Source organism: Paenibacillus ilasis (assembly GCF_043195395.1).
Taxonomy (GTDB): domain Bacteria; phylum Bacillota; class Bacilli; order Paenibacillales; family Paenibacillaceae; genus Paenibacillus_AQ; species Paenibacillus_AQ lautus.
The window spans coordinates 2,422,925-2,442,452 of record NZ_JBHDJG010000001.1; the positions used below are offsets into that span (position 1 = coordinate 2,422,925).

22 protein-coding genes and 1 pseudogene are annotated in these 19,528 nt (G+C 43.4%); 20 read left to right on the top strand and 3 right to left on the bottom strand.

Going from position 1 to position 19,528, the window contains the following annotated elements:
- The first annotated feature begins 130 nt into the window (after positions 1 to 130).
- From ACETK5_RS11195 to ACETK5_RS11210, 4 genes and pseudogenes are all read left to right on the top strand, one after another.
- Positions 131 to 454 (top strand): annotated as a pseudogene (locus ACETK5_RS11195) (PadR family transcriptional regulator).
- Positions 454 to 801 carry a DUF1048 domain-containing protein gene (locus tag ACETK5_RS11200; protein ID WP_326113551.1) on the top strand — a complete coding sequence of 116 codons (348 nt, stop codon included), beginning with the start codon at positions 454 to 456 and terminating at the stop codon, positions 799 to 801. The pseudogene ACETK5_RS11195 and the gene ACETK5_RS11200 overlap by 1 nt, the downstream one beginning before the upstream one ends.
- A gap of 9 nt (positions 802 to 810) precedes the next feature.
- Positions 811 to 1,134, top strand: a complete 324-nt coding sequence (locus ACETK5_RS11205; RefSeq protein ID WP_100537334.1) for a DUF1048 domain-containing protein — start codon at positions 811 to 813, stop codon at positions 1,132 to 1,134.
- Positions 1,135 to 1,530: 396 nt separating this feature from the next.
- On the top strand, positions 1,531 to 1,755 hold the full coding sequence (locus ACETK5_RS11210; protein WP_326120879.1) for a hypothetical protein: 225 nt from the start codon (positions 1,531 to 1,533) through the stop codon (positions 1,753 to 1,755).
- 242 nt (positions 1,756 to 1,997) lie between these two features.
- Here the strand turns inward: ACETK5_RS11210 and ACETK5_RS11215 are convergent, their stop codons facing one another.
- The gene (locus ACETK5_RS11215) at positions 1,998 to 2,576 is read right to left on the bottom strand and encodes an NAD(P)H oxidoreductase (RefSeq protein WP_394057398.1); all 579 of its coding nucleotides are present in this window, start codon (positions 2,574 to 2,576) and stop codon (positions 1,998 to 2,000) included.
- Between the two features lie 248 nt (positions 2,577 to 2,824).
- Between ACETK5_RS11215 and ACETK5_RS11220 the strand changes: the two genes are divergently transcribed.
- From ACETK5_RS11220 to ACETK5_RS11265, 10 genes are all read left to right on the top strand, one after another.
- Positions 2,825 to 3,196, top strand: a complete 372-nt coding sequence (locus ACETK5_RS11220) for a winged helix-turn-helix transcriptional regulator (protein WP_394055651.1) — start codon at positions 2,825 to 2,827, stop codon at positions 3,194 to 3,196.
- Positions 3,197 to 3,375: 179 nt separating this feature from the next.
- On the top strand, positions 3,376 to 3,549 hold the full coding sequence (locus tag ACETK5_RS11225; protein WP_394055653.1) for a hypothetical protein: 174 nt from the start codon (positions 3,376 to 3,378) through the stop codon (positions 3,547 to 3,549).
- Between the two features lie 298 nt (positions 3,550 to 3,847).
- The gene (locus ACETK5_RS11230) at positions 3,848 to 4,765 is read left to right on the top strand and encodes a helix-turn-helix domain-containing protein (protein WP_394055655.1); all 918 of its coding nucleotides are present in this window, start codon (positions 3,848 to 3,850) and stop codon (positions 4,763 to 4,765) included.
- 103 nt (positions 4,766 to 4,868) lie between these two features.
- Complete coding sequence (locus ACETK5_RS11235; protein WP_394055657.1) at positions 4,869 to 5,879, top strand: phytanoyl-CoA dioxygenase family protein; 1,011 nt, start codon at positions 4,869 to 4,871, stop codon at positions 5,877 to 5,879.
- A gap of 218 nt (positions 5,880 to 6,097) precedes the next feature.
- Positions 6,098 to 6,430 (top strand): winged helix-turn-helix transcriptional regulator, encoded by a 333-nt coding sequence (locus tag ACETK5_RS11240; RefSeq protein ID WP_100537327.1) that lies wholly within the window; start codon positions 6,098 to 6,100, stop codon positions 6,428 to 6,430.
- A 346-nt stretch (positions 6,431 to 6,776) separates the two neighbouring features.
- Positions 6,777 to 7,523 carry an NAD(P)-dependent oxidoreductase gene (locus ACETK5_RS11245; protein WP_394055659.1) on the top strand — a complete coding sequence of 249 codons (747 nt, stop codon included), beginning with the start codon at positions 6,777 to 6,779 and terminating at the stop codon, positions 7,521 to 7,523.
- Complete coding sequence (locus ACETK5_RS11250) at positions 7,520 to 7,978, top strand: DUF2269 family protein (protein ID WP_326113757.1); 459 nt, start codon at positions 7,520 to 7,522, stop codon at positions 7,976 to 7,978. Before ACETK5_RS11245 ends, ACETK5_RS11250 begins: the two co-directional genes overlap by 4 nt.
- A gap of 467 nt (positions 7,979 to 8,445) precedes the next feature.
- Positions 8,446 to 9,372, top strand: a complete 927-nt coding sequence (locus tag ACETK5_RS11255; RefSeq protein WP_394055661.1) for a DUF2268 domain-containing putative Zn-dependent protease — start codon at positions 8,446 to 8,448, stop codon at positions 9,370 to 9,372.
- Positions 9,347 to 10,093 (top strand): MerR family transcriptional regulator, encoded by a 747-nt coding sequence (locus ACETK5_RS11260; RefSeq protein WP_394055663.1) that lies wholly within the window; start codon positions 9,347 to 9,349, stop codon positions 10,091 to 10,093. The genes ACETK5_RS11255 and ACETK5_RS11260 overlap by 26 nt, the downstream gene beginning before the upstream one ends.
- A gap of 193 nt (positions 10,094 to 10,286) precedes the next feature.
- Positions 10,287 to 11,270, top strand: coding sequence for an alpha/beta fold hydrolase (locus tag ACETK5_RS11265; protein WP_394055664.1), 984 nt, complete (start codon positions 10,287 to 10,289; stop codon positions 11,268 to 11,270).
- Positions 11,271 to 11,383: 113 nt separating this feature from the next.
- Here ACETK5_RS11265 and ACETK5_RS11270 read toward each other — a convergent pair whose 3' ends face one another.
- Entirely contained in the window at positions 11,384 to 11,842 is a 459-nt protein-coding gene (locus ACETK5_RS11270) for a DinB family protein (protein WP_394055666.1), read from the bottom strand.
- Between the two features lie 417 nt (positions 11,843 to 12,259).
- Here ACETK5_RS11270 and ACETK5_RS11275 point away from each other — a divergent pair, with 417 nt between their 5' ends.
- From ACETK5_RS11275 to ACETK5_RS11285, 3 genes are all read left to right on the top strand, one after another.
- The gene (locus ACETK5_RS11275) at positions 12,260 to 12,745 is read left to right on the top strand and encodes a DinB family protein (RefSeq protein WP_394055668.1); all 486 of its coding nucleotides are present in this window, start codon (positions 12,260 to 12,262) and stop codon (positions 12,743 to 12,745) included.
- Between the two features lie 159 nt (positions 12,746 to 12,904).
- Positions 12,905 to 13,864, top strand: coding sequence for an ATP-binding protein (locus ACETK5_RS11280; RefSeq protein WP_100537319.1), 960 nt, complete (start codon positions 12,905 to 12,907; stop codon positions 13,862 to 13,864).
- A 23-nt stretch (positions 13,865 to 13,887) separates the two neighbouring features.
- Positions 13,888 to 14,760: a tetratricopeptide repeat protein gene (locus ACETK5_RS11285; protein ID WP_326120831.1), complete on the top strand. Its 873-nt coding sequence runs from the start codon at positions 13,888 to 13,890 to the stop codon at positions 14,758 to 14,760.
- Between the two features lie 253 nt (positions 14,761 to 15,013).
- Here the strand turns inward: ACETK5_RS11285 and ACETK5_RS11290 are convergent, their stop codons facing one another.
- Positions 15,014 to 15,328 carry a hypothetical protein gene (locus ACETK5_RS11290; RefSeq protein WP_326113564.1) on the bottom strand — a complete coding sequence of 105 codons (315 nt, stop codon included), beginning with the start codon at positions 15,326 to 15,328 and terminating at the stop codon, positions 15,014 to 15,016.
- 390 nt (positions 15,329 to 15,718) lie between these two features.
- On the opposite strand from ACETK5_RS11290, the gene ACETK5_RS11295 reads away from it, so the two are divergent.
- The 3 genes from ACETK5_RS11295 to ACETK5_RS11305 all read left to right on the top strand — a co-directional run bounded on the left by ACETK5_RS11295 (position 15,719) and on the right by ACETK5_RS11305 (position 19,523).
- Positions 15,719 to 16,852, top strand: a complete 1,134-nt coding sequence (locus tag ACETK5_RS11295) for a UDP-N-acetylmuramoyl-tripeptide--D-alanyl-D-alanine ligase (protein WP_326120830.1) — start codon at positions 15,719 to 15,721, stop codon at positions 16,850 to 16,852.
- Positions 16,853 to 17,520: 668 nt separating this feature from the next.
- Positions 17,521 to 18,081, top strand: coding sequence for a helix-turn-helix domain-containing protein (locus tag ACETK5_RS11300; RefSeq protein WP_100537316.1), 561 nt, complete (start codon positions 17,521 to 17,523; stop codon positions 18,079 to 18,081).
- A gap of 209 nt (positions 18,082 to 18,290) precedes the next feature.
- Positions 18,291 to 19,523, top strand: a complete 1,233-nt coding sequence (locus tag ACETK5_RS11305; RefSeq protein ID WP_243390699.1) for a CynX/NimT family MFS transporter — start codon at positions 18,291 to 18,293, stop codon at positions 19,521 to 19,523.
- The last annotated feature ends 5 nt before the right edge of the window (positions 19,524 to 19,528 follow it).

Here is a 19,528-nt window from a genome sequence, read left to right on the forward strand (position 1 = left end):
AGTCGTAATGATGGTAGGCGAAAAACTTTTTCTAAACGGGTAGTTGAAAACATAAAATCCGTGTCAAAAGAAACGCTATTGACAATCCATCTACTACGTGTTACTTTATAGCTGTAGTAAGTAACACTTTATACCAGTGTTACAGAATAGCAATGGGTGCTTTGAGTGCTGTGTCCTTGAATTTTTATATACCGCATAGAAATCTACGGCTGCGAAATCACGCGGCTTGCTGAACGCCCTCGGCTTCACAGTTGTTGTGGAGGGAACGGTGTGCACCATCCTGATCCGGCTTACAGAAACAAGTTGGTGAAAATCACCAAGAAGCCTTTTAATATGGGACCGCCGCGAAAGTTTTTCGCGATCAACGACGTGGGGAGCGAGGTGCTGCGTAGGTTCTGGGAAAAAATGGGAATTTGTTTCATCAAAAATTAACGAGTTAAAGGAGAAAAAATAATGAATTTTTGGGAAAAAATCACCGGCAGTGACATGACTAAAGAAATGAAAAGTTTTCAAGCGCGAGCCCAAAAGCTGCCGGCTGATTATCAAGCGGCATGGGAAAAAATTAATGCCAATCTTTGGCCGCACTCCGATTTCACCGGTCGCAATCTCATGCCAATTCTTGACGGTGTACTTGGCCTGCTCGAAGAAACGGCGGCGGACGGTCAGAGTGTCCAAGAGGTTTTGGGTGATGATATCAAAGGGTTCTGTTCAGCGCTGGCCGGCGAAGAAGGGGCAAAGTCTTTTCGTGACAAGTGGCGTAAGCAGCTCAACAATAATATCGCTAAAAAATTAGGTAAATAGGAGGATAAAATGAGAATACAAGATATCATTGAAGGCAAAAGAGAGTGGCGAGCGCATGTGGCGCGTGTCAAAGCACTCCCGCAAGATTATCAGATTGTTTATAAAGAGATTCAAAAATATCTCTTTAAGGTCGGCCCTGTTGAGTTAACCAGCGGGACGGGTTTGCTCTCGGGAATTATCGATCTTTTTGAAGAGGGCGCGGCATTGGAAAAAGGCGTGCTCGAAGTGACAGGCAGTGACGTAGCGGCTTTTTGCGATGATCTAATCAAAGATTCAAAAACTTACGCTGACATCTATCAAGAATCTGTAGACCAAAAAGGTAACAAGGCATGAAAAAGGTTTCGGATAAAACGAAGTCGTGTAGAAAGTGAAAGTCAAGAAGTGTCAAAAATGAGATTTAAAAAAGCGCGCCTTAGGCGCGCTAACCCAATGTTAAGGATGTTTGATCACTTAAAGTTGACGCCGTACGAATTTCGTTTTCTTTACCCAAAGTAACTTTTTCAACCCAATCTGGATCGATAATTAGTTCTCGTCCAACGGGTTACAAGACTGAAAATATAGTATTAGACCAACTGGAAATTACCGGAAGTGGTTGAAGCAAGAGAGAATACAAATTAATCATCTTGCTGCTAACAAGATTTTGAACAATAAATATTGATCAAAAACTGTATAAAATTGGTTTTACAGGGAATTTTAAAGTATCCGTATACAAAGGAGCTGAAGCAGAGTATGATCCATCCCAAAGACGATTATGGGGTATTAGGCAATAAAATCGAAGTGGATTCGGATGTGAACGAAGATCGTAATCGTGAAGAGCAGTTGGATGACTCCTTTGAGGCCTGGTATGGGAATATCAACTACCAGGTGAAGCAAAAGCTGGATCTAACAAGTGTTCCACAGGACAGTGTATTTGATTCTGCCGTCGGCATGGATGAGGATCCATCTGAGGATTAAGAGCTCAACAACGATAAACAAGAGGCTGCAGGAATAATGCTCCTCCGTCAAAATTTATTTTTCACCATTAAGTTCTCTCTATTTCCGAGAATGATATGAAATGCAGTGCTATAACAAAAATCTATTAACGACTGCAAACAAACCTCCAACCCTCTTATCAGAGGGCAGGAGGTTTGTTTGAGGTTTCATGCAGCGTAAACGCATAATAACGCAAATCAGATCGTAGAGACTTAACTTAGAGGTTACAGCTCCTTGGCATAATTCAAGCCTAAGTGATGAGCTTGGTTAAGCAGCATCTCATAATGCTTGGGATTAGAATCCAAAGTCTCGTATAAAAATTCAACCTTGGAATTGGATACACCGCAATAATCTGCAATTCCCACATTGAGCAGATGAGTCATCATTTCATCATAGTTACGCTTGTTCATCTGTTCTTTCGAAACACCCGCCAAACCAATCCACAAGATATGCTGATGATGAAGCTGGTTCGAACCGTACGCAAACCCATTGTTCCATACACGGTCAATATAACCTTTTAGCATGGCTGGCAAATGCCACCACCAAATTGGAAAAATAAATGCCAAGGCATCATGCTCCTTCATTCGCCTTATTTCCATTTCTACCTCAGGGGAAAAGGACTGTTTCTCAGCTGACCAATCCGGTTCATCTACTCCTTTTAAAACAGGATCAAAGCCAATACCGTGTAAATCCAATATCTCATAGTCATGGCCAGCCTCGGCAAGACCTTTTACGAAACGATCGGCAACCTTAAAGGTCAGGGAATCTTTTCTTGGGTGCGAAACAACGCTTAATACTCTCATACTTGTATCTTCACTGCCTTTCTCAACAGCTAAATTGTAGCCACGATCAATGGCTGATGCTATTATAAACAGTAATAAAATAACCTGGAAGTACGCACTTTCAAGTTCTATAGGATGATACGGGTGCCATAGAAACATGGAAGTGCCCTAGAGAATTACCTGAAAAACGGACTGAAATGAATCAATCTGAAATGAATCGATCTTAATGTTCCTAGCAAAAACACAGCCTTTTAACGGAGGAATAAGAGATGACTGAAAATAGGGAAAATAACGTTCAAAAGAAGTATAAAGTTGGGGTGGAGGTGGCATTAGAAGTAATGGGGGGAAAGTGGAAGCCTTTAATCATCTATCATTTGATGACAGGGCGGAAACGGACGTCTGAGCTTCGACGGTTAATGCCCGGCATTACGCAAAAGATGCTGACCACCCAACTAAGAAGCCTGGAAAAGGATGAGATTGTTGCACGAAAGGTTTATAAAGAGATTCCACCTAAGGTGGAGTATGAGTTAACGGCTTACGGCTGGGGATTAAAGCCCGCGCTAGACCATTTATGCTATTGGGGAGAGGATCACCTGGAAAAGGTTTATGGTGACAAATCCAAGGTTTTGGAAGAGTTTTAGAAAGTCGCTATATTAGCGGCTTTTTTTGTTTTCTCGCCGTAATGATACGAAGATGGTGCGATTACGGATTAGACCCTATATTTCTCCTTATTGTGACTTGCCGCCGCACAATAAGTTTATTCCCCCCATAAACGACGACCACTTTTTCGGAGACATGTCTTTGATCAAGCCTATGCGACATGCTCACGGCGGGAAAAGTTTCATTCTTGGTACCGAACAAGCGAGACGGATGGAAGCTAAAAGGCCTAACACCAAAGCTGATCGTGTTCGAAGAATGCGGCCACGGCGTCCACTCCGACGATTTAAACGGTTATTATCAGGCGGTTAATGATTTTTTAATGGAACAAAAATAAGGGGATATGACGATGTTCTGTATGGTTGAAGATTTTATAGCTGAATGGGAGAACGAAGCCGCATAATTAGATCAAGTATGTTCAACTCATTTTGCATGGTATAAACAGGGTGCGTATGACATTAGATGTCTAGAAGGGAAACGGAAGGGAAGGGGAAAAAGATAAATCTAATGGCTTTCTACGAAAATTCATTAGTTGGTTGTTGGCCATTTGTGCTAATGTCTAGACAAGAACCGAGCAACAAAGAGCAGCGCCGTCTTTATGCAGGAAACTATGAAAATAACTAACATTACGGTGTATGAAAGGAATGGAGGGTTATCCGTTGTCGCTTACGCTACCCGCACTTCATGTCATGGGGGATATCACCGTCAACAAGGGATCCGTTCTGGGGATGCGAACGATCGATGATTTCGAATTGGTATTCTTTCCGACGGGGTCCAGGACCGTTTATGAAAACGACCGGGGCGAGTTTCTGCTGGATCGCCCCGGCATAATATTCACTTGTCCCGGGGAGCCGCATAGGTACCGGTTTGATCCGTTCGTTCCCACCAGGCATTTATATGTCCACTTCGAATACGCTGCATTCCGGGAAACCTTCCGCGAACAGGGCAATAGCCGAGGGGAATGTCAGGACTGGTCGGTGATTGCCGGGGGAAGTCTTGTTCCCTCACTGTTGAAACAAATGCTCAAGATCGTGCATGTAAAACCCGGCGGCTGGCAGAGAAGAGGAGCTATCTTGCTACTGAGCGTCCTAGAGGAATGGCGGGCGATTGATGAAGACGATTCGCGCTCTTCCTCGACCCTGCCTGCCCCGATTATCAAGGCATTGGATTATTTGGAACAACATCTTCACCGCCAGATTACCATTGAAGAAATTGCTGCCAGTTCCGGCTGGACTCATGAGCACTTTACCCGGATGTTTGTCCGCTGGATTGGAATCCCTCCCCAGAAGGCGCTGCTGGAACGCCGTCTACGGAGAGCGGAACAGCTATTAATCCAAGCGGAGCGAACGATCAAACAAATCGCTTACGATGTCGGATTTGCCGATGAGCACTACTTCTCCCGCATGTTCAAACGTACCCGGGGTGTTACTGCACTTGAATTCCGCGATCGCTATGCGGATCCGTTATTTCGTCATTTGGCCATGATCGAAGAGGAGGAGTCCGCTTATCCCCTGAACCGGCATTTTGTCGCTCTGAATCAGGAGCGGACATGATAACGGATATCAAATCCGTCCACTGTTTTCCGTGTCCTCTCCATTGAGAACGCTTTCGGAATCCTTCACACTGAAGGTAATCAATGGATGTGGAGGGATCAGTATGGGGCAGACTTATGTACCTAAGGTCAAACTAAGAGAAGGCCGTTTTTATGTAACGGTAGAGCAATACAAGCACTATCACCGAGATGGTTTCCTCATTGTTGAAGGACTGTTGGATCCGAAAGAAACAGAACAATACGCAGCGTGGGCAGAGAGACTGCGTATTGAAAATGAGGGGAAACGTGAACAGGCATCTAAGGAAGATAAGGACCCTCTCAAATCGGAGTTTGCCGAGAAGACGAGGGTTCATATGATCTCCCGCGTCCATCCGGAAGGGGAGCAGCTGATGCTTCATCCCCGGATTCTGGATGTGCTTGAGGCACTTATTGGGCCCGACGTATATGCTTTGCAATCGATGATGTTCTTTAATCCGCCGGGAAAGGGCGGGCAAGGTTGGCATCAGGATGCTTATTACATCAAGACCCACCCCGACACGCTAATCGGGGCATGGATTGCCCTGGAGGATGCCGATGAAGAGAATGGGTGTTTGTGGGTCGTCCCCGGTTCCAATCACGAGCCGATCTACCCACCGCCAGGGGATAACAGCGGCAGTATTCATGCTAAAGAAGCCTTTACCGATCTCCACTCCGTTGAGAATGTCAGTCATCTGGACGATGAGGTCAACACGCTATCCAAAGTGGTGTCAAAATATCCGGCTCCGATTCCTGTGCGAATGAAGCCTGGGGATGTGCTATTCTTTGATTCCCATTTGTTCCACCGTTCATATCGGAACCGAACGAAGGACCGTTATCGCCGCTCCTATGTGTGCCATTATTGTAACGCGCGGTCGTTCGTTCCGTGGGACCATGACGGTTATGAGGGCGAAAGCGGGAACTACCGCCAGATTTTGGCGCGAGGCCGGACGCATCTTGCTTATGCGGAACCGATATTCGATACCCCGGTGGATATTACGCAGCATGATGAGATTCCCGAATCATCCAGCGTGACGTTGATGGGAATGGATGACGGTATGATGATGCCAGTCGTACAGGAGAAAAAAGAACAGGACTAGAGGTAGAAATTTAAAAGCCCACCAAACCATTTCTCTATACCTGTGTATGATATAGTCAAGAACTTGATCTCATTCTCCACGGATAGTAGGGCGGAGGTGAGTACTGCATTCGTGAATGTCTTGTAGCTTTTTACTTTCAATATTGACTTGATTGTAAAGCTACCGTTATGTTAATTTTAGGTAATGCACTTACTTAAAAGTAAGGGGATGATTTATCAATGATTCATCAGCGTGAATGTCCAGTTGAGACACTCATTCATGTTTTAGGTGGCAAATGGAAGCCGATGATTTTATGGCATCTGATTGAATCCAAAAAGCGATTCAACGATCTGGAAAAGCTTATACCTGATGTTTCACAAAAAATGCTTTCACAACATCTCCGAGATTTGGAACAAGAAGGCATAGTCGATCGAACGGTCTACCCGACTGTCCCTCCAAAAGTAGAATATTCTCTTAGTGAATACGGCAGAACATTGATTCCTGTAGCAGAAGTCATGTGTGCTTGGGGAGAAAATCATAATAAGCGGAAATATCAAGAGTCAGCGTCATAAAGCTGGTTCAATGAACTTGTACACGAATTCAATCAACTCAAAACAAAAGCTGCCACGGGATTCCGGGCAGCTTTTGTTTGCCTGCAGTCGCACTTCTGATCTGAATTAATTATCGGGTTTGAGATCATAAAACTTCTTATAGTGTGGGATTGTCGCCAATCTGTCTTTAGAATATTCCCGACGTCCCGACCTCCCGAGCTCTTGCGTATTCTTAGGGCATCCCTTTCCGTCATGCTTACTTTTAAGTAAGCACCCTACTTTAAAGTGGGTTCTTAACATCATTTTGAAGCGATGCTAAGCTTGAGTTAACCAAATATTAGGGGCCATGAATGAGGAGGAAAGAACAATGAAAATTATTGTTTTCGGAGCGACGGGGAATACAGGGAAAAGAGTGCTGGTACAAGGGATAAAAATGGGGCATGAAATGACCGCCTATGTGCGAAATGCTGAGAAGCTTTATGATCAGCTAGGTATGCATTCCGCAAAGCACGTGAAGGTGATCGTGGACGATATGATGGACCCGGTCAGCATCGGTGAGGCGCTCGCGCATCAAAACGCCGCTATTATTGCAGCCGGCCATGCGGGCCAGGGAGAAGAGTTTGTTCGTATCGTCGATACCATTATAAGCCAATGTGAATTAGAGCCTAGTTTCTCTGGGCGGGTATGGATGATGGGAGGAGCGGGACTGCTGGATATTCCATATACCGATCTTATCGGCAACCATTTACCCGGCTTCCCGCCTGAGTATAAAAATCACAATCGGAATTACGAAAGGCTGCAACAGACTGGGCTCGATTGGTCCGTTATGTGTCCGGGGACCATGATGGATTCGAGTGAGCATTCAGAGCCGGTTCATCTGCATGTAACAACGGAAACCTTGCCTGTTCCGATTCCAGAGGCGATCAAGGAATATTCCGAGGCAGATATCGCCGGTCACTTGTTCAGCCGATTTCAAGAGCTGAATGTTACTTATGACGATGTCGCAAGATGTATGCTGGACCATATTGAGCTCGGGGGAGCGTTTAAAAGAAAAAGGGTCGGTCTAGCCTATCAAAACAATATTACGGTGCACTTAGAAGAAGGGGGAGCATAGGTTTGTTTGGATTACTGCTCGTTTTGCATATATTGGCTTCGATTGCCATCATTGGCCCGGCTTTCGTGATGCCCATCATTCGTAGATTCGCTAGAACCGTCGGCCAGCTGCACTTTACTTTTGGTATAACGACCAAGCTTGCCATCATGCCTAAAATTGGCGGAAGTGTACTTATTGTAACCGGGGTTTGGCTTATGATCATAACCAAGATGGGGTTATCCCAAATGTGGCTGAATGTATCCATCCTTTTATCGCTCCTCATGATCGTCCTCATCGACGGATGGATCGAACCGCGTATAAAAAAGGTCATAAAGATCATATCGGAAAGTCAAGATCAGGGTAATGAAATACCCGCCGAGTTCGGACTGCTCATAAAAAAGATCACACCCGTCGAGACGGCAGCGCAGCTGCTGATGATTGCCATATTGGTGCTTATGGTCGTTAAGCCATTTTGAAAAAAAGCCGATGGGAGCGTCTTAACTCACTTTTTAGGCCAGATGTTTTTTTGGTGATATAATTAGGAAAATGCTGGGGTAAGAAATAAGGCGGCGATTGAAATAGGATTTTAAAATCGGGTTATGGTCTTGACCATCATGGTTTTATTGTAAGCGATGTTAGCAAAGATAAAATTGATGATGTATATATGGCGGGAATTTTAGTTGAATAAGGATTATTCTACAAAATAAAACTTCTGGATCATGGAGGTTTTATTTTTTTTGTTACGCGCTGAGGAGATATAATAAATGAATATATCTAAAGTCGACCTTTCATCGGTTTCTTTTTTTCAAATATGATGATGATGTGTTAAGGTCTTCTTTCGATCAGCGGAAGATGTACCCAAAGTCGGGATAAAAGTTCTTGACTATGACGTTAGGTCATAGTGCATAATTTCTCAATGAATCCATAACTAGGAGTGAGAGAAATGAAGATTAAATCACTGCGATCAGATCATATTTATCAAAAAGTGGCCCAAGCTTCGCCCGAGGAAAAGCTTGAATTGTTCAGAAACGAAATGATGGCTCCCTTTAAGAAACAATGGCAAATTCAACAGATTCCTTTTAAAGCTGAAGAGGACAACGGTTTTGACGTTATTACGTTCAATAGTATGATGCATCGATCTCCTGATCAAATTACCTCTCAGATTTCGGCAGAGATCGAGCTGATATCGTCCGAATCATTTTGGTTAGCGTGCGAGCATGCTGTAAAGAAAAGCCTACATCTATTTGTAGAGCATGAAATTAACCTCCCCGTTTCCGAATATTTGTTTACCATTCAACTAGGAAATCCGGAAAGCCGTGCCTTAACCATAAACGAAGGATATAGCGGTTTTGGGGGCATTCCCGGGTTTATTTGGGGTACAATCTTGCCAAATGAGTACACGATTCCTCGAATGAAGGCTGCCCTGGCGCACGAGTGCAACCATAATGTGCGATATCAATTTATTCAGTGGGATCACACCGTTAACTTGGGCGAGCTCATTGTAAGTGAAGGCTTGGCCGAAAACTATGCTACGTTCATGTTTGGAGAAGAATTGCTCGGTCCTTGGGTAACGAAAACAAACGCAGAAACGCTTAACAGGCGCATAAAGCCAGTGCTTAGAGAGCATCTGCAATTAACAGGGTTCGATCAAATTGCTCCGTATCTTTACGGTGACGAGATCGCAAAACTTCAAAATTCAAAACCCGTCAACATGCCTTATAGTGCCGGATACGCTTGCGGATATCATTTAATCCAATATTATTTACGAAAAACAGGGAAAACGATTTTCGAGGCTACGATAACGCCTGCCGCTCAAATACTAGACGAAGTAGAAGAGTATTGGAATGAAGAAACCATTATTAGCAGTTAAAGATATCGTCCAGATTACCGGCATTACCGCTCGCACCCTGCATTATTACGACCGTATTCATTTGTTCAAACCGACACACCTGACGGAAAAAGGGTATCGCTTATATGAACGAAGCAGTTTGGAAAAACTTCAGACCATTTTATTCTTAAAGGAACTGGATTTTTCCTTGAAAGAAATTGCGGACATTTTAAAACTGACCCGACAAGAACAAAAACAAATAGTAAAGAATCAGAGACAAACCTTACAATCAAGAAAACAAAGAATAGAAACCATCATGGTCGCTCTCGAGGAATATGTTTCGGGTAATGATATTAGTCATTTGCAAATCTTCAACAATTCTTCCGTTCTGCCATTGAAAGAGCAATATGCAAATGAAGCCAAATTCATTTATGGTGAAACAGAGGCGTATCAAAAGTTTAATGAAACGTTGGATACAATATCACTCGATGAAAAAGAGGAACGTTTTCGGTCCATGGAAGGAATATTCAAACAAATCGCGTCTTTAGTCGATCAGGATCCTTCTTCCAATGAAGTTCAGCGATTAATCGAGGAGTGGAAAAAAAATCTAATGCAATTCATGACTTGCGACGCAGAATTACTGACTTGCATGGCTAATACCTACAAATTCGATACACGTTTCAGAAACTATTTTAATTCATATAGTCATGAGGATTTCGCAGATTTTCTGTACAGTGCAATTATGCATAATATCAATCGGTAATAACCCATTAAAGTCGCTATTTTAGCGGCTTTTTTGTTTTATCGGTACAAATTTCTTCTGCCGATTGCCGAAAAACTTTGTTCATGCTCCGTTCATATTGCATTCATTGAGAGGACATCTTGGTTGGCTAGACTTGGATGAGTGGACCACAAGGGCATTGTACAGATAACAATAACAAGAGGAGCTGAAGAGTTTGACACAAGCAGCAGGAAAGGAAGTAAGGTATAGTACAAAAACAAAGAGAGTACTACATATTTTGCTTAAAGTAATCGTCGCAGTAGTTGTAGCCATCCTACTTTTTATCGCAATCGTCTATACCGTAAATAAAATCAGCGGTCTTACAGAACAAAAAAGAATGGAACAATACGGTCAGCATGTATCCGTAGATGGAAAACAGATGAATGTTTTCATTCAAGGTCAAGGTGAAGAAACCATAGTGATTCTTCCTGGTTATGGAACAGCAGCACCTGCACTTGATTTTAAGCCACTTCTATCAGAGTTAATCCCTTATTATAAAGTCGTCGTGATTGAACCTTTTGGTTACGGTTTGAGCGATCAAACCCAGAAGGAGCGCAGTACAGAAAATATCGTAAGCGAAATTCATGAAGCGTTACAAAGTCTCCATATCAATCGTTATATTCTTATGGGTCATTCTATTTCGGGGATCTATAGTCTGGATTATGTAAACCAATATCCAAACGAAGTGAGAGCGTTTATCGGGCTGGATAGCAGTGTTCCCACGCTGAGTGAACAGAAGATTGATTCGTCAGACACAGAACCGGTTAAATGGTTCCGCAATTTGGGCTTCGCCCGTTTACAATTGAAACTAAGCGCTGACCCTTATGAAGGACTGCCGTATGATCAACAAACCAAAGAACAATTGAACATGTTGATACGCAAAAACATGTATAACAGCACTCAATTAAATGAGGCGGTGAGCATGTATTCCAACTTTGAAGCAGCAGAGCAGCTTACTTTTCCTACCAACTTACCAGTCCTTTTCTTTGTCCAAGCGAATCACCCTGTGACGGACCGATGGATCCCCGAACATGAGAAGCAAATAGAGGAGTCTGTACATGGAGAAATGGTCTTGTTGGACGCGGGACATTATTTATATCGTTCCCATCCAAAAGAAATCTCTGAAAAAATAAGGGATTTTACAAGAGGATTAAAATAATTATATAACAATTCTTAGTTGATGATGTCGTGAGAAAGAATATATAAGTCGCTAAAACACGAGTCAACAGGGGCTCCACCTTTCCTGTTAAGAAAACGAAATCTTCTATACGTTCAGAAGAGGGGGCCGGCGAATCCGTTCAAACGTGCGATGACGCCGATTTGACCGACATGATACGACTCATGATCAAAAACATGATGGAAAATCCATCGCAGCGTCGGCGGTGAAGGCGGTTCCCAACCGTCTGAAAAACGAGGTAGCTGTACTGCAGGCTCATGTTCATCGTATTCCATAGAGTTGAGTTTAAGGTCTGTATGCTCCCGAATGTCGATATATGCCTGCAAAATTTGCTGAGGGTGATCCAAGACTCGTTGCAGGCGTTGCTTTTCCTTAAGAACGATCACGTTAATCCATTCGTCTTCGCTGCGAGCGATGTGCTCAACGATCCAAGCGATGGAATTCGGGTGATCCGGATGCAATGCATACCACTGTACTTCAGTCAATTGATTTAAATAAGGGATCAATATCTTTCTTACATCATTTCGATAAGGAAAAAAGGCAGCGAGTTTCATGAATTCCTCCTAGAAATATAGATTGGCACAGGTACTTACAACCAAATGTCATTGTAACTTATTTTTAGAGTTATGACGTTCTGATTGGCGACGCAATTTTGAAGGTCTTGAACAGTAATTGTATCATAAGAAGCTTCAACTAACGGGGACATTTAAAGACTGACATTATGCTGTCAGTGTTTCAATCCTATAATTGAAGTGATTTTTTTAACGAGTGGAGGAGTCAGGAATAATCCCAGTTAACAAAGGTGACACGGTTTCAGCTTCCGGCAGAGGGTGGGGAACGTGAATGAGATTGTTACGGTAACATTTTGGGTTGGGGCACTGCAGATCTTTATGCGATAAACGGAGGATAACAGGATTATATCGCGAATCATGGTAGGAGTAACAAAGTTGATTATTTCAGGAGGCGGCGACATGTTGAAACTATTCGAGTATAACTGGCAAGTTCGCAATGACTGGTTTGACTGGTGCGAAACGGTGAGCGAGGAAGAGCTGTTGAAAAGGCGCACCGGCGGCATAGGAAGCATTCTTTACACACTACATCACATCGTGACAGTCGAATATGCCTGGTTGTGCGGGGATTTGCAAGGGAGAGAGCTGAATATCCCTTCGTTCGAAGATTGTGCCAGCGTGCAAGGATTACGAGATTATTCGGCCCGAAGCCATGCGGAAATTGCACCTTTCGTCTACGCTTGGAATGGTAGCTTGGAAGACCATGTCATGTTTGATACAAACCAAGACGGGGAGCAGGAAAGCTTTAGATTCGGTGAAGTGATACGGCACGTGATCGCCCACGAAATTCACCATATCGGTCAATTGTCTATATGGTCACGAGAAATCGGAAAGAAGCCGGTTTCTGCAAACTTGATTTACAGAGGATTATTCGATTTTAAAGAATAAAACCATCTTTTAGATGAGTATCTCATGTTTATCATTATCGGAAGTAGTTCAGCTAACTGTAAAGGCTGCTCTTGTGAGTAGTCTTTTTTTGTTTAGTTACTCCCTAATTTATGGGAATATGATATTCTTAAGAGAAAATATGACAGGGGAGAGAGCAGGATGTCGGACCATGATGAACTAGCAGAGCATAGGCGCAAAAATTTAAAGCTCATTCATTTCAGCAAAGAGGATCAATCGCTTGTCGAGTCAGAGAAACCAAAGGAGACGTTTGCCGACGTCGGAGGCCTGGAAGAGGTTAAGAAAAAAATCAGAATGAATTTTATACTGCCTCTGAAGCAGCCGGAAGTATTTGCCGCATACGGCAAACAAGCTGGAGGGAGCTTGCTCTTGTTTGGGCCTCCCGGATGCGGCAAAACATTTTTGGCACGTGCGGTGGCAGGCGAGATCGATGCTAATTTTCTTCATGTCGAGCTTCAGTCTATTCTTTCCATGTATGCTGGCCAGAGCGAGCATAACTTACACGATATATTCGAAAAAGCGCGGGAAAGCAAGCCGTGCGTTATTTTCATTGATGAAATCGACGCCCTCGGAGGCAGCCGTCATCAAATGCGCCAGCATCATGACCGCATGCTTGTTAACCAATTATTGCTGGAGCTTGACGGTCTGCAGGCGGAGAACGATAACGTGTTTGTCATCGGGGCAACCAATACGCCTTGGTACCTTGATTCCGCATTGAGACGTCCCGGGCGCTTTAACCATCTTGTTTTTGTACCGCCGCCTGAAGAGGCAGAGCGGCAAATCATTCTGGAACTAAAGCTATCCGGCAAGCCGCTGGGTTCGCTGAACCTGTCCAAGATTGCTGCAGAGACGAAGCTTTATTCCGGAGCCGATTTAGAGCAGCTAGTCAAGGATGCCGTAGAATCAGCCATGGAGCGAACCTTTGAGAAGGGTGAGATCCAGCCTATTACTCAGGACGATTTAAAGAGATCGGCAAAAGGCCGCAAGGCAACGACGCTGGATTGGTTTGCTACAGCAAAGAATTATGCGACATTCAGTGATGTAAACCGTGATTATCAAATCGTGTTGGATTACATTAAGAAGCATGGTGTCAAGTCATAATTGTATAAGGGGGGATAGCGCAGGTGGAGAACATACATAATTATGCCGCTTATGCTAAGGCGCAGCAGCTTATTGAATGGAGGCGGTATAAAGAAGCATTAAAGGAAGCTGAGCAGCTAATAAGACAGGAACCGGAGGACCCGGATGTCTTTGCGCTAATCTCGAAGATTCACCTATTTATGAACGAATATGACAAAGCACTGCATTGGTCGAACCAGGCGCTTAGCCGGGAGCCGCAGCAGGAGCTGGCCTGGTATGTGCGGGTCAGCGTTTACTACGCTACGGATAAGGATCGGGCTTTCGAAGAAGCTCTGCAGGAAGCCTTACGAATCGATCCCTATGAGCCTTATTATTATTATCTACAAGCAAATATGTTGAACAAGAAGGGCAAATCAAACCAAGCGAAGACGGCACTTTCGCATGCACTTGAACTGCGTCCGGAATCACCATTATATTTGGCTGTGTTAAGCTATACGGAAGCGTTGCTGAGAAACTATGAGGATTCTGCTAGGTTGGAAAGACTCGCCCTCAAAAACAATATGGAATCGTCAGAAGTATATTTTTTTCTCGGCTTGGCGGCTGGCCAGCGTGGGGAATACAAGCTGAAAGAGACGTATATGCGGAATGCCGTTCGCTTAGATCCAGAAGACAAACAGTACCAGGATGAATTTCTAGAGGCGCTTCAGCATAACGAAATGTTATTTAAAATATTTTTGTGGCCAGGCAAATTTTTGAGAAAAATGAAGAATTGGCAGATTCTGCTTTCCTGGGCTGTGGCCGTGCTAATATTTAGGCCTTTGCTAATCCTGTTCATCGTGTTGTATGTGCTCTCGCATTGGGTAACCAAAGCCATCGTGCACGTCAAAGTCTTTGGGTGGAGACGCAGAGGAGTATAGGAATGGTATACCCGAGTCTTGGATTTCGAGAACCTGGGATGTCCTTTAACCTAACGGGATCGTTAGTTCAATAAAACAGCGACAGTCTAGGACATTATTTCTCGTCCTTAGCTGTCGCTGTTTCAATTTATAGACTCATTTCGAATAGCCGCGTGGGAAAAAGTTTTCCAGACGAATACAAAGGCCACATCGTACAATCCTAATCCCTGAATACTTCGGCTCCCATGTCGAACTATTCTTTTTTAACCATTCATTAAAAAAGAATGATGATCTTTTGTCGGCCCGTACCCTCCAATCGCTTCAACATCGAAGCGGTTATCATCTTCAAATCTTTTTTAGTATATCTGTGCCTTCCCGGAAGCGTTTTGTAATTCGTATAATATTTATCGCCAATCTGTTCAATGGTCAAAATTTTTGTTACGTCCCGATTCTTTATTGCATTCAAATAGTGCCTCTCTTTCTCAAGCGGAATATAGTTTATACTTCCATTTCTATTTTGTAACAATATCAATTCTTTAACTACCCCGTTATGATCCACCCGAAAATGAACTCTGCCAATTTCCTGCATGCATCCAACACTTCCTTTCTAGCGGTTAAAACAGTATATGATTTCATAATCGTATTGGAATGAGTTAAAGGTCCAAGGCCCCTCAATTTGGACAGAAGCGATCCGACAAGCTGCCTAATCATCTCCACGGATGCCAAATACAATAAAATTCGCATGTCGAACCCCAGTTTGACAAACGGGAGCCAAAGTCCCTCTAGTAACCTTAAATGCGGGTGGGGTAAATAAGGTTATGAAAAGTTCATAGATTCGGAATCCGATCATAATCCCTCTTCCATAAAATGGGCTGAATCGGTAGGAAGTTGGCCCATACGGCTCCGCATATGCCACATACAATGTTTTGGTACGAATGATTGCAAAGGGGATGATATTCTGGGCTCCAAATATCGTCCGGTGATTGCCGTCACGGGTAGCGCCGGAAAAACGACGACCAAGGAAATGATCGCATCGATTTTGGAAAGAAAATGGAAAGTCTATAAAACCAAAGATAATATGAATCTCCCCGCTTACATTGATAAGCAAAGTAAAGAAATTTCGTCCAAGCATAGAGCAGTCGTCCTGGAGTACGGGATGTCAAAGGCGGGCCATATCCGAAAAAGCTGTCAGCTGATTAAACCGAACATCGGTGTCGTCACCATGGTAGGAGCCGCGCATATCGGCAATTTCGGGGGAAGCATCAGAAGAGTGGCCCAAGCAAAATCGGAGCTTATCAGAGGCATGAATCAATCCGGAATGCTGTTTCTCAATGCGGATGACCGAAATTCGAGGTATTTGACCACCAAAGATTTTCGAGGAAAGGTATTCACGGTTTCGCTTTATCAAAAAGCGGAGTACCGGGCGAGTCGGATCGCCTTCACGGAAACCGGGATGTCGTTCAGTGTTGAAATTAACCGAAAACAGATCCGCTTCCACATCCCTGCATTCGGCAAGCATAATATCTACAATGCGCTTTTTGCCATTGGGGTTGCACGGCAGCTCGGCATTTCGGTCGACACGATAAGAAAAGGGCTGGAGAGCTATCAAAAGCCGGACCGGCGGCTAGTCGTCTACCGGCTTAGAAAAGATGTCAAAGTGATCGACGACACCTTCAGCGCCAATCCGCAAGCAGCGCAGGCGGCGGTCGATGTCCTGGCACAGATCGGCAAGGGGAAACGGATCTTCGTTCTGGGAGATATGCTGGAACTCGGACGTTACTCCGAGAAGGGGCACCAAATCGTTGGAGCTTATGCGGCAAGGAATAAGGTCCATCATCTTCTAACCTACGGCAGAGCCTCCCGACATGCTCGAAACGCAGCTGTAAGTTCAGGGTTATCGTCCGTCCAGGCCAGACATTTTAACGACAGGAGAGCGCTGCACGCGGCTTTGTACAGATTGACTACACCGAGCACGACGATTCTCGTCAAAGGCTCGCATAAAATGAGAATGAACCAAACTGTAAAGTACATTAGTAATGAGGTAGGGAGCAGAAACCGGACAGATACAAGAAGACGGGCAGAAAGAAAAAATGAAGCAGGAAAGAAGCGATAAAAGGCAGACTGTGTAAGCCGTAAGCTCCCGAATACAAGAATATAAACTAGCGGGAAACGATAGTTCATAAAAACAAAAAGGCAGCCGAACAAAGTGATCGGCTGCCTTTCTAAAACGAACTATCACTGGCTCTAATTCATCAAGCTATAACATCTCATAACAACATATTATAAAGGGATTTGCCTTGCCGCATCGAAGCAGGCCTGAGTCGATAAAGGCGAGCTACTGGGGATATCGCGTGTGCGAATGGCGTGAAAACTGGCGATAAAGAGAAATTTAGAATTTTACGTTACGATGCCGACTGAAATGAAAATATTGCGTTATGTTAGAATTACAGGGTAAGAGGAAGTTGATAATATGGCGGACGCTGTGTTGTTTCGTATCTTAGATGTAGCAAACATGGAAAATTTATCGTTTGTACAAAAAGCAGCACAGTCCTCATGCCAATATTGAAAAAGCCGTCGGCAATGCCCGATACGATAAACTGTTCTACGCCTTAGATCTACGACAATCCAGAAACGAGCGCGATGAACGGGCAGATTATTTTACATAGAAATCATAATTTATTTGCATAGGTGTGTAGTCCACCATCAAATATTAATCGTATGGAAAAGAGTCTAGATAAACAATATACTAGCTATAAAGTTAAAGGTTGAGGTGAATATCAAATGGATGAAGTCGATGAAACAAAACAAATTGTATTACAAATGGGCGGTGCCTTGAAAAAGTATAGAAAAGAAAAAAATATGAGTTTAGACGATTTAGCGGAAATTACGGGCGTAAGCAAACTTACACTGGGGAATATCGAACGTGGTGATACAAATCCAACTTTGGCAATTATATGGAAAATTTCAAAAGGCATATCTTTACCGCTATTGGCTTTGTTCAAATCAGAAAACCCTGTTAGTTTGTATCGAGCAGGCGAAGGGCTACGGTTTTCTAATGATCAAAAGAATTGGATCATTGAGCCAGTCTTTAAAAGCAACGATATTGAAATGTGTCGGGCTTACTTACAGCCAAATAGCTCGTATCACCCTGAAGGTCATCATGTGAATACAACTGAAATTGCGACAGTAATGACGGGCTCCATTGAAATTCAAATCAATGGAGAGATTTATACATTGAATCAATATGATACGATCAGTTTTCGTGCAGATTGTCCTCACTCTTATACTAACCATACGGATAGCGAAACAGTGCTCCATATATCCTTAAAGTATGGTTTCTAAAAGTCGATAAATTCTACTTATTAAATACAACTCCGAATTCATGGTGGGAATTCAGAGTTGTATTTTTGTTGTTTAGATGAGATAAGGTATATTATAAAATATTACTTGTTAATTTAAATATATTATAATATACTTTTGTTGTTCGCGCGGATGTTAATATCATATAGAAAAAAATAATGTGTATGAATTCAGGAAGGAGAAATGAAGAGATGCCGAAAAAACAAAATAAAAAATCCGTGCCATCCTCTGTAGGGCTAATCATTCTCGGCATTATTGTTATTGCAGCTAATTTACGTACTCCCTTAACCTCAGTTGGTCCTTTAGTGAGCCTTATAAGGGATGACGTTCATATTACAAATACATTAGCAGGCCTGATCACAACGGTACCCTTGCTTGCCTTTTCTTTATTATCGCCTCTAGTCCCAAAATTAGGACGAAGGTATGGGGTTGAGCGTATCATTTTGATTGCCCTAATCTTTCTGACTGTTGGTATTGTAATACGATCTTTATCTGGCGCAGTTAATCTGTTTATTGGGACAGCAGTTCTTGGATTTGCAATTGCCGTTTGTAATGTATTATTGCCCAGTATAATCAAACGGGATTTCCCAAATAAAATTGGCTCCATGACAGGTGTTTACTCGATTTCAATGAATTTATGTGCAGCAATCGCATCGGGAATCAGTGTACCGCTAGCCGTAAACGCAGGGCTAAAATGGCAGGGAGCATTGGGAATGTGGGGGATTCTAAGCTTTGTATCGATCCTCTGTTGGTTGCCCCAATTAAGAAATCAAACGAAGCAAACAGCCACGACGAGTCAACAGATGGCCAGCAACGATGTGAATGTTTGGCGTTCCCCGCTTGCCTGGCAAGTAACCTTGTTTATGGGTATACAGTCCATGGTTTTCTATGTGTTGATCGCATGGTTGCCTGAAATTTTAAAGGAGCAAGGAATTGACTCCAGCCAATCAGGATGGTACCTCTCGATCATGCAGTTAGCTATGCTTCCATTTACCTTTATTGTTCCCGTTATTGCTGGGCGCATGTCTAGCCAACGTTTGTTAGTGGTCATCACAACCATTTTGTTTTTGACGGGAACGCTCGGACTTCTTTATGGAAGCTCCAATATCATTCTGTTGTGGATCATCATACTCGGAATTGGTGGAGGCTTCGCCTTTAGTTTGTCCATGATGTTTTTCGGGTTACGTACTGAAAATGCGCATCAAGCAGCGGAACTGTCTGGCATGGCGCAATCGATCGGATATCTGCTTGCCGCAATTGGTCCTGCCCTTATAGGATATCTGCATGATGCAACAAATAGTTGGAACCTGCCACTTTTCATTCTGCTTGGCGCTTCGGTCTCACTCTTTTTAGTCGGCATAGGAGCAGCAAGAAACCGTTTTGTAGGTAGCCGAAATCATTACGAGTTGCCTCGGAAAGGATGATAAAT